Here is an 8920-nt window from a genome sequence, read left to right as displayed (position 1 = left end):
AAACTGTGGTTTCGTCGCCCACAACTACCTTCTCGGCACGGCTTCTCCGAGGAAATGGCGAACGCCCTCCCAGATGTCCGGGAAGGCGTTCGGGGGTGATCTTAGCCAGAATCAGTCGAGATAGTCGCGCAGAACCTGCGAACGCGACGGGTGTCGCAGCTTCGACATCGTCTTGGACTCGATCTGACGGATGCGCTCGCGGGTGACCCCGTAGACCTTGCCGATCTCGTCTAAAGTCTTCGGCTGACCGTCGGTCAGGCCAAAACGCATGCTCACGACGCCGGCTTCACGCTCGGAGAGCGTGTCGAGCACCGCGTGCAGCTGCTCCTGGAGGAGCGTGAACGAGACTGCGTCGGCCGGGACGATCGCCTCGGAGTCCTCGATCAGGTCACCGAACTCGGAGTCGCCGTCCTCGCCCAGCGGCGTGTGCAGCGAGATCGGCTCGCGGCCGTACTTCTGGACCTCGATGACCTTCTCCGGGGTCATGTCGAGCTCCTTGGCCAGCTCCTCCGGGGTGGGCTCGCGCCCGAGGTCCTGGAGCATCTGACGCTGCACTCGGGCCAGCTTGTTGATGACCTCGACCATGTGCACCGGGATGCGGATGGTGCGGGCCTGGTCGGCCATCGCGCGGGTGATGGCCTGACGGATCCACCACGTCGCGTAGGTCGAGAACTTGTAGCCCTTGGTGTAGTCGAACTTCTCGACCGCACGGATCAGACCGAGGTTGCCCTCCTGGATCAGGTCGAGGAAGAGCATGCCGCGACCGGTGTAGCGCTTGGCCAGCGAGACCACCAGACGGAGGTTGGCCTCGAGGAGGTGGTTCTTCGCGCGCTTGCCGTCCTCGGCGATCCACTCGAGCTCGTCGAGGATCTTCGGGGTGATCTTGCCGCCCTTGCCGAGCTTCTCCTCCGCGAAGAGACCGGCCTCGATCCGCTTGGCGAGCTCGACCTCCATCTCGGCGTTGAGCAGCGGGACCTTGCCGATCTGCTTGAGGTAGTCCTTGACCGGGTCGGCGGTCGCGCCGGCGACCATGACGGTCTGCTCGGGCTCGTCGGTGTCGTCGGAGGTGGAGACGACGAAGCTCTGCTTCTCGGCCTCCTTCTCGTCCTCCTTGATCGTGGGATCGGAGGCGACGTCCTTCTCGAACTGCTCGTCGGAGATGTCGGGCAGGACCTTCTTGCCGTCGGGGCCGATCTGGACGACGGTGGTCTCCTCGTCGTCGGTGTCGGTGTCGTCGTCCGAGTCGTCGACGTCGATCTCGTCGACGTCGTCGACGTCGACATCCACGTCCTCGAGGACGATCTCCTCGCCGTCCTCGTCGATCTCGGTCGTCTTCTTGGGCTCGGCGTCGTCCGCCTTCTTCGCCGCGGCCTTCTTGGCAGGCTTCTCGGCGGGCTTCTCCGTCTCGGCAGCGACCTTCTTGGCGGCGGCCTTCTTCGCCGGCGCCTTGGCGGTCGTCGTCTTGCGGGTCGAGGTCGTCGCCGCAGCGGCACGACCGGTGACCGCGGTGCCGAGGTCCACCGAGATGCCGAGCGTGCTCAGGTGACCGAGCAGTGCCTTGAGATGCCTGGGCTCGACCGCGGCATCCTCGCTGGCCTGGCGGACCTGGTCGGGGCTCACACGTCCGGTCGGCTTGGCCTGGTCGATCAGTGCCTTCACGGCAGGGTGGGCGAGTACCTCAGCGGGTATCTTGCGCGCGTTCGAGGACACGAACACCTCTCCGTCGAACTTGGTCGAGACTTATCAAAAACTCAGTTTGGGCGCGGCAGGGCCCGGGGTCGTCAAGAGCCGCAGATTCATTCTGCCACGGTGGTGGTGAACAGTCCCCATCCGGGGCGTTGTGTCCACCGACAACTCATCCGGCTGCTTTGGCTGCGGCCTTCTTCTGCTGTTTGTAGTCACGCACCTTCTGCAACGACGCAACGTCGACGACGTCAGCCACAGAACGGTAACCATCGAGCGCGTAGTCGCCGCCGGCGTCCTCCCAGCCCTCGGGCCGCACGCCCAACTGCTTGGCCAGCAGCGAGACGAAGATCTGCGCCTTCTGCTTCCCGAAGCCCGGGAGCGCCTGGACCCGCTTGAGCAGGTCCTTGCCGTTGGCGGCCTCGGTCCACAGCCGGGTGACGTCGCCGCCGTAGTCGGTGGTGACGATCGCCGCGATCCCCTGCACCTTCGCCGACATCGAGCCAGGGAAGCGGTGGATCGCCGGCGGCGTCGAGGCGATCGCCTTGAAGTCGTCTGGGTCCATGTCGGCGATCTTGGCGGGATCCAGATGGCCGAGTCGGGTCATCAGCTTGTGACCTCCCTTGAACGCATCCTCCATCCGGTACTGCTGGTCCAGGGCCATGCCCAGCAGCAGCGCGAACGGATCTTCGGAGAGCAGTTTGTCGGCGGCCTCGTCGCCGGTGATGTGGAGCGAAGGCATAAGGGACATCCTGCCTCATCTCGTCGTGATCTACCTGGTCATGCCTGTGGAAAGCGGGTCGCGCCGATCTGACATCCGTTGCACGCTAGGCGCATGGCCTCCATGTCCGCCCCGTCTGTCCCGTCTGTCCCGTCCGAGACATCCGTCGAAGGGCTGCACGAGCCGCTCCCACCCGTGCTCGAGAAGCGACTGAGACGTGCCGTGCTGGACCACACCGCCACAGAGCACCGACGATCGTTCCTGGCGCTCGTCCACCTCGGCATCCCCGGCGGCAAGGAAGTCGTCCACGCCCATCGCGAGGACGAGCCCACCGACCAGTGGCTGCGCGCCGACATCATCCACAGCATGCGGCGCCGCGTCGGCGTGTCCGACCCGATCGTGTGGCTGACCCGCGCCGGAGGCCTCGAGATCGAGGACGTGGACCTCCGCTGGCTCGCCGCCGCCCGACAGGCGTTCCGGGAGATCGGGGCACCCCTGACGTACGTCGTGGTGACCCGCAACGCCTGGGTCGATCCGCGCTCGGAGCTGAGCCGTCGGTGGAAGCGGCTGCGCTACCGCAACGACTAAGCGGGACGTTCCGACCGGCTGAGCGCGTCCTCCCAGGCCGTGGGAGGAACAGCGCCCTCGAGCATCTGCGCGACGAGCACCCCGAGGCCGTGATGGCGCTCGCTCGCGAAGCACCGGTCGAGCGCACACCAGGCGAGCGCTCCGTCGCCGCCGAGCCAGGCGGCGAAGGCCAGCACGGCAGCCGGGTGGGCGACGTGGTCGTCGGGGCTGCGGCGTACGACATCGGTCCACAGGCGGACGTGGGCCTTGGCCTCCTCGCGGGTCATGCCGCCCCAGGCGGCGTCGCGCCGCTGCGGCTCACGCAGCGCCAGCAGCAGGGAGGCGATCTGGTCGGCCGACAGCACCGTCCCGGCGACGGCGTCGTCGACCAGCCGGCCGACCTCGTAGACCTTCATGGCGGACGCCCGCTCCAAGGCGGCCTCCGTCTCGGTGACGGCCTCGGGGACCGCCGCGATCGATGCGGCCAGCTCGGTGCGGGAGCGGCGCACCATGTGCCCGTCGTAGACCGCCTGGGCGCGGAACGGGTGGGCGACGATGTCGAACGGCACTCCGTCATCGGGGGCGCCGTGGAAGCCGAGCGGGTCGAACCAGCGGCCGTCGTGCACCCGCAGGCACCCGACCAGGTCGATGTCGCACTCGGCCAGCCTCTCGGCGAGGCGGCGGGCGATCTTCAGCCCGAACCGCGGGCCGCTGTCGTAGAGGACGAGCAGCACGCCGCGCACCTGGTGACGGACGGCGGGCAGGAGGAGGCTGTCCAGACAGCCCTCGATCTCGCCGGGGGTCGGGAGGTCGATCCTGCCGTGGACCTGATGCTCACCGCCGAAGGTGAGCATGACGATCGACTTCTCGGGCTGGAACCCGAGCAGGATGGGTACGGCCGCCAGGACGTCCTCGGGACGGGCGATGGAGAGTTTTGTGGTCATGCGGACCACACTCCCTGCGACCCACCGACAGTCTCGTCGCCAATATCCGCGCTTGTGCACAACCCGAGTTCGAAAGATCGTGTGGATGGTCAACGGCCCGGGGCAGCGGCCCGGAACAGACTGTCCCCGCCGCCCGATAGGTTGCCACCATGAGACCGCACGCGTCGGTGATGCACCTCGACCTCGACGCGTTCTTCGCCTCGGTCGAGCAGCGCGACAAGCCGTCTCTGCGCGGCAAGCCGGTGGTCGTGGGCGGCATCAGCGGTCGCGGCGTGGTCAGCACCGCCTCCTACGAGGCCCGGACCTTCGGTGTCCGCTCGGCGATGTCGACCCGCGAGGCCCGCGCGCTGTGCGGGCACGCCGCCTTCCTCTATCCCCGCTTCCCGGCGTACAAGAAGGTCAGCGAGCAGGTCTTCGGGATCCTGCGTGACCTCTCCCCGCTGGTCGAGCCGCTCTCGCTCGACGAGGCCTTCGTCGATCTCGCCGCCGCGGACCTGCCCGATCTCGAGGTCGACACCGTGACCGAGACCGCCGCCCGGATCCGCGCCGAGGTCGCCGAGATCACCGGTGGGCTCACCGCGAGCGTCGGCCTCGCGAGCTCGAAGTTCATCGCCAAGATCGCCAGCGACCTGGACAAGCCCGACGGCCTGGTCGTGGTGGCGCCTGGCACCGAGCTCGGTCTGCTCCGCCCGATGAACGTCAAGGTGATCCCCGGCGTCGGCCCCGCCACCGCCGAGCGTCTGCGCCGCGCCGGCATCCACACCGTGGCCGATCTGGAGCAGGTCAGCGTCGAGGAGCTCGTACGCCTCGTGGGCAAGTCCCACGGCACCAACCTCTACAAGCTCGCCCGGGCCCAGGACGACCGGCGCATCGAGCCCGAGCGCGAGACCAAGTCGGTCAGCGTGGAGGGCACCTACGACACCGACCTGACCGATCGTCCGCTGATGGAGCAGATCCTCACCCGGCAGGCCACCGAGGTCGCCGCCCGGCTGAAGAAGAACGGCCTCTCCGGCCGCACCATCACGATCAAGGTCCGGCTCTACGACTTCACCACGATCAACCGCTCCGCGACGCTTCCGGCCCCCACCGACCAGGCCGGCACCATCGCCCGCCTGGCGAGGACCTTGCTCGGCGAGCTGTTCACCGCGGGCGAGACGGCCGGCGGCGTACGCCTTCTCGGGGTCGGCGTCTCCGGTCTGGCCGACTGGATCCAGGAGGACCTCTTCGGGGAGGACGCCGAGGACGACACCGAGCCCGAGCGCCCCCTCCCCGAGCCGGCCCGGAGGCCGACCTGGGCGGCCGGGATGGACGTCGTCCACGCGGAGATGGGCCGCGGCTGGGTCTGGGGCTCGGGGCGCGGCGTGGTGACCGTGCGCTTCGAGACCGCCGAGACGCCCGCGGGTCCGGTGCGGTCCTATGCCGTCGACGACCCCGACCTGCAGCCTTACAGCGAGTCCTGAGCCGCTCCCCCGTCGTCGGCCCCCGTCGTCGGCTCCCGCCGCCGGCTCCGTCGTCCCGGCTGCGCGTGCGGTATCGCGCCAGGTGACCATGTTGTGCGATAGAGCCATGCGATGCCACCTGCGGCCATCCGCGAGGTGTGCGCGGGAGTCCGTGGGTCGCGGAGATAGGGTCTCGTTCATGTCTGCTGCCCACCCCGTGACGCACTGGCCCGTCGCACCGAAGAAGCCCTCGTCCAAGCAGTTCCACGGCCTGACCCGGACCGATGACTACGAGTGGCTGCGCGACAAGGACAACCCCGAGGTCATCGCCTATATCGAGGCCGAGAACGCCTACACCAAGCAGCAGACCGAGCACCTCGCCGACCTGCGCTCGCAGATCTTCGAGGAGATCAAGGCGCGCACCCTCGAGACCGACCTGAGCGTCCCGACCCGCTCGCGCGGCTACTGGTACTACGGCCGCAGCTTCGAGGGGAAGCAGTACGGCGCGAGCTGCCGGGTGAAGGTCGCCGACCCCGGCGACTGGACTCCCCCGACACCGGCCGACGTCACCCACGACCAGCCCGCGCTCCCCGGCGAGGAGGTGCTGCTCGACCTCGACGCGCTCGCCGAGGGCCACGACTTCTTCAGCCTGGGCGGGTCGACCGTCAGCCCGTCGACCACGCTGCTCGCCTACGCGACCGACACCACCGGCGACGAGCGCTACACCGTACGCGTCAAGGACCTCACCACCGGCGAGCTGCTCGACGACGAGCTCACCAACGTCCACGGCGGCGCCACCTGGGACCGCGAGTCCTCGGCTCTCTACTACACGACCGCCGACGAGTCCTGGCGCGCCGACAAGATCTGGTGCCACCGCCTCGGCACCCCGCAGAGCGAGGACGAGCTGGTCTTCCACGAGACCGACGACCGGTTCTGGGTCGGCGTGGGACGCACCAAGTCCGACCGGTTCATGTTCATCGGCACCGCCGCGAAGATCACGGCCGAATACCGCTTCCTCGACTTCGACGACCCCGACGCCGGCTGGCAGGTCTTCGCGGCTCGCGAGGAGGGCGTGGAGTACTCCGTGGAGCACGCCACCATCGCCGGCGAGGACGTCTTCCTGGTCACCCACAACGCCTCGGGCCCCGACTTCGAGATCGCCACCGCGCCGATCGCGCCGACCCCGCGCTCCCAGTGGCGGCCCCTGATCCCTCACACCCCCGGCGTACGCCTGGAGGACGTCGACGCCTTCGCCGGCCACCTGGTGGTGCACCAGCGCAGCGAGGGCCTGACCCAGCTCCGCATCCTGGAGCTCGGCGAGGACGGCGTCTCCGACGACTACCTGGTGAAGTTCGACGACGAGCTCTACACCATCGGCTCGGGCTCCAACCCCACCTTCGAGACCCCGGTCGTACGCCTCGGCTACACCACGATGCGCACCCCGGCCTCCGTCTACGACTACGACGTACGCAGCCGCGAGCTGACCCTGCGCAAGCAGGCCCCGGTGCTCGGTGGCTATGACCGAGACGACTACGAGGAGCACCGCCTCTGGGCGACCGCCGAGGACGGCGTACGGGTGCCGATCTCGATCGTGGCGAAGAAGGGTCTCCACGAGCAGGGACCGATCCCGGTGCTGCTCTACGCCTACGGCTCCTACGAGGCCAGCATGGACCCCTACTTCTCCATCCCCCGGCTGAGCCTGCTGGACCGCGGGATCGGCTTCGCCATCGCCCATGTCCGCGGTGGCGGCGAGATGGGCCGGGCGTGGTACGACGACGGGAAGATGCTGAAGAAGCAGAACACCTTCTCCGACTACATCGCCTGCGCCCGCCACCTCGCCGAGTCGGGCTGGTCGACGCCGAGCAAGATCATCGCCGAGGGCGGCAGCGCCGGCGGGCTGCTGATGGGGGCGGTCGCCAACCAGGCCCCCGACGCGGTGGGCGCGGTCGTCGCCGCGGTGCCCTTCGTGGACGCGCTGACCACGATGCTCGACGCGACGCTGCCGCTGACCGTCACCGAGTACGACGAGTGGGGCAACCCGGAGGCCGACAAGGAGACCTACGACTACATGGCCTCCTACGACCCCTACACGAACGTCACCGCCCAGCACTACCCACCGATCCTGGCCGAGACCAGCATCAACGACACCCGGGTGCTCTACGTCGAACCCGCGAAATGGGTCGCCAAGCTGCGCGCGACGGCCGAGAATCCCGGTGACGTACTGCTGAAGACGGAGATGGCGGCCGGACACGGAGGGGTCTCGGGACGCTACAAGGCATGGGAGGACCGGGCGTTCAGCCTCGCCTGGATGATCGACCAGGTGACCTCTTCGTAGGGCATATCTGCGGGCTTCTCGGGGTACTCCATGAGAAACCCCTGAGATTCACCTCGCGATGCAACTTATCGCCTGCCGCGTACGTCGAACCGGACAAGAGATCGAAGAAGGATTCGATGACAAGGCGCTCTACCAGGGAACACCTGGGAGGGGCGAAGCGTTGAAACCACCGTGAGGCCACAAACCTCACCGTGAGGAGGTTCCCATGGCGACACGCACCGCAACCGCCACCCGAGAGATCGAGGGCCGCGACAGCGTCGGGCTGTATCTCGACGAGATCGCCCGTAACGAGCTCCTGGATGCTGCCAAAGAGGTTGAGCTGTCCAAGGCGATCGAGGCCGGCCTGATGGCCGAGCACCTCCTGGCCGAGGGCCGCGTCGGCCGCAAGAAGGCACCCGGTGGAGCCACCCGAGCGGAGCTGGAGTGGCTGGCCGAGGAGGGCCACCGCGCCACCCGCGAGTTCATCAACGCCAACCTGCGTCTGGTGGTGTCCATCGCGCGAAAGTACGGTCGCGCCCAGATGCCGATGCTGGATCTGATCCAGGAAGGTAATACCGGCCTGATCCGGGCCGTTGAGAAGTTCGACTACACCAAGGGCTACAAGTTCTCGACGTACGCCACGTGGTGGGTGCGTCAGGCGATCACCCGCGGCATCGCCCAGCAGGCGCGCGTGGTCCGGCTCCCGGTCCACGTCGTCGAGGAGCTCAACCAGGTCGGCGGCGCGCGCCGCACCCTGGAGCGGCAGCTCGGCCGTGACCCGGAGCCGGAGGAGATCGCCGCCGAGCTCGGAATGGACATCGACCGCGTCCTCGACCTGCTCTCCTGGGGTCGTGACCACGTCTCGCTCGACACTCCGATCGACGAGGACGGCGACACCTCCCTGGGCGACCTGATGGCCCAGGAGTCGGCGCCGTCACCCGACGTGGACGTCATCGATGTCGAGTCCCGTGAGCGGCTCAACTCGCTGGTTGGCCAGCTCGACGAGCGTTCCGCCGACATCGTCCGCTCCCGCTACGGGCTCACCGACGGTCGTCAGCACAAGCTCGCCGACATCGGCGTCAAGCACGGCATCTCCGCCGAGCGCGTACGCCAGCTCGAGCGTGAGGCCCTGCAGAAGCTCCGCCGCTTCGCAGATCCTGACCTGGCGGCCTGACCCGTAACCCCAAGATTCGGCGCTCCTCGTAGGAGGGGCGCCGAATCTGCACTTGTGGCGTGTTCGGCGGTCAGTAGC

At 68.2% G+C, this 8920-nt stretch carries 7 protein-coding genes; 4 read left to right on the top strand and 3 right to left on the bottom strand.

The features are described 5' to 3' along the window. Window positions 1-111: 111 nt before the first annotated feature. Window positions 112-1716 (bottom strand): RNA polymerase sigma factor, encoded by a 1605-nt coding sequence (locus ACFVJS_RS23580; RefSeq protein ID WP_378885591.1) that lies wholly within the window; start codon window positions 1714-1716, stop codon window positions 112-114. A gap of 139 nt (window positions 1717-1855) precedes the next feature. After that, complete coding sequence (locus ACFVJS_RS23575) at window positions 1856-2434, bottom strand: HhH-GPD-type base excision DNA repair protein (RefSeq protein ID WP_378885589.1); 579 nt, start codon at window positions 2432-2434, stop codon at window positions 1856-1858. 84 nt (window positions 2435-2518) lie between these two features. Between ACFVJS_RS23575 and ACFVJS_RS23570 the strand changes: the two genes are divergently transcribed. Further along, window positions 2519-2992: a hypothetical protein gene (locus ACFVJS_RS23570; RefSeq protein WP_378885588.1), complete on the top strand. Its 474-nt coding sequence runs from the start codon at window positions 2519-2521 to the stop codon at window positions 2990-2992. Here ACFVJS_RS23570 and ACFVJS_RS23565 read toward each other — a convergent pair. Further along, window positions 2989-3915, bottom strand: a complete 927-nt coding sequence (locus ACFVJS_RS23565; RefSeq protein WP_378885586.1) for a DUF4192 domain-containing protein — start codon at window positions 3913-3915, stop codon at window positions 2989-2991. The genes ACFVJS_RS23570 and ACFVJS_RS23565 overlap by 4 nt on opposite strands. A 149-nt stretch (window positions 3916-4064) precedes the next feature. Between ACFVJS_RS23565 and ACFVJS_RS23560 the strand changes: the two genes are divergently transcribed. From ACFVJS_RS23560 to ACFVJS_RS23550, 3 genes are all read left to right on the top strand, one after another. Beyond that, on the top strand, window positions 4065-5375 hold the full coding sequence (locus ACFVJS_RS23560) for a DNA polymerase IV (protein ID WP_378885584.1): 1311 nt from the start codon (window positions 4065-4067) through the stop codon (window positions 5373-5375). Between the two features lie 178 nt (window positions 5376-5553). After that, window positions 5554-7689 (top strand): S9 family peptidase, encoded by a 2136-nt coding sequence (locus ACFVJS_RS23555; RefSeq protein WP_378885582.1) that lies wholly within the window; start codon window positions 5554-5556, stop codon window positions 7687-7689. 205 nt (window positions 7690-7894) lie between these two features. Next, the gene (locus ACFVJS_RS23550) at window positions 7895-8842 is read left to right on the top strand and encodes an RNA polymerase sigma factor RpoD/SigA (protein ID WP_378885581.1); all 948 of its coding nucleotides are present in this window, start codon (window positions 7895-7897) and stop codon (window positions 8840-8842) included. The last annotated feature ends 78 nt before the right edge of the window (window positions 8843-8920 follow it).

The organism is Nocardioides sp. NPDC057772 (assembly GCF_042798075.1).
Lineage (GTDB): Bacteria > Actinomycetota > Actinomycetes > Propionibacteriales > Nocardioidaceae > Nocardioides.
This window is presented reverse-complemented; position numbering and strand designations above follow the sequence as displayed.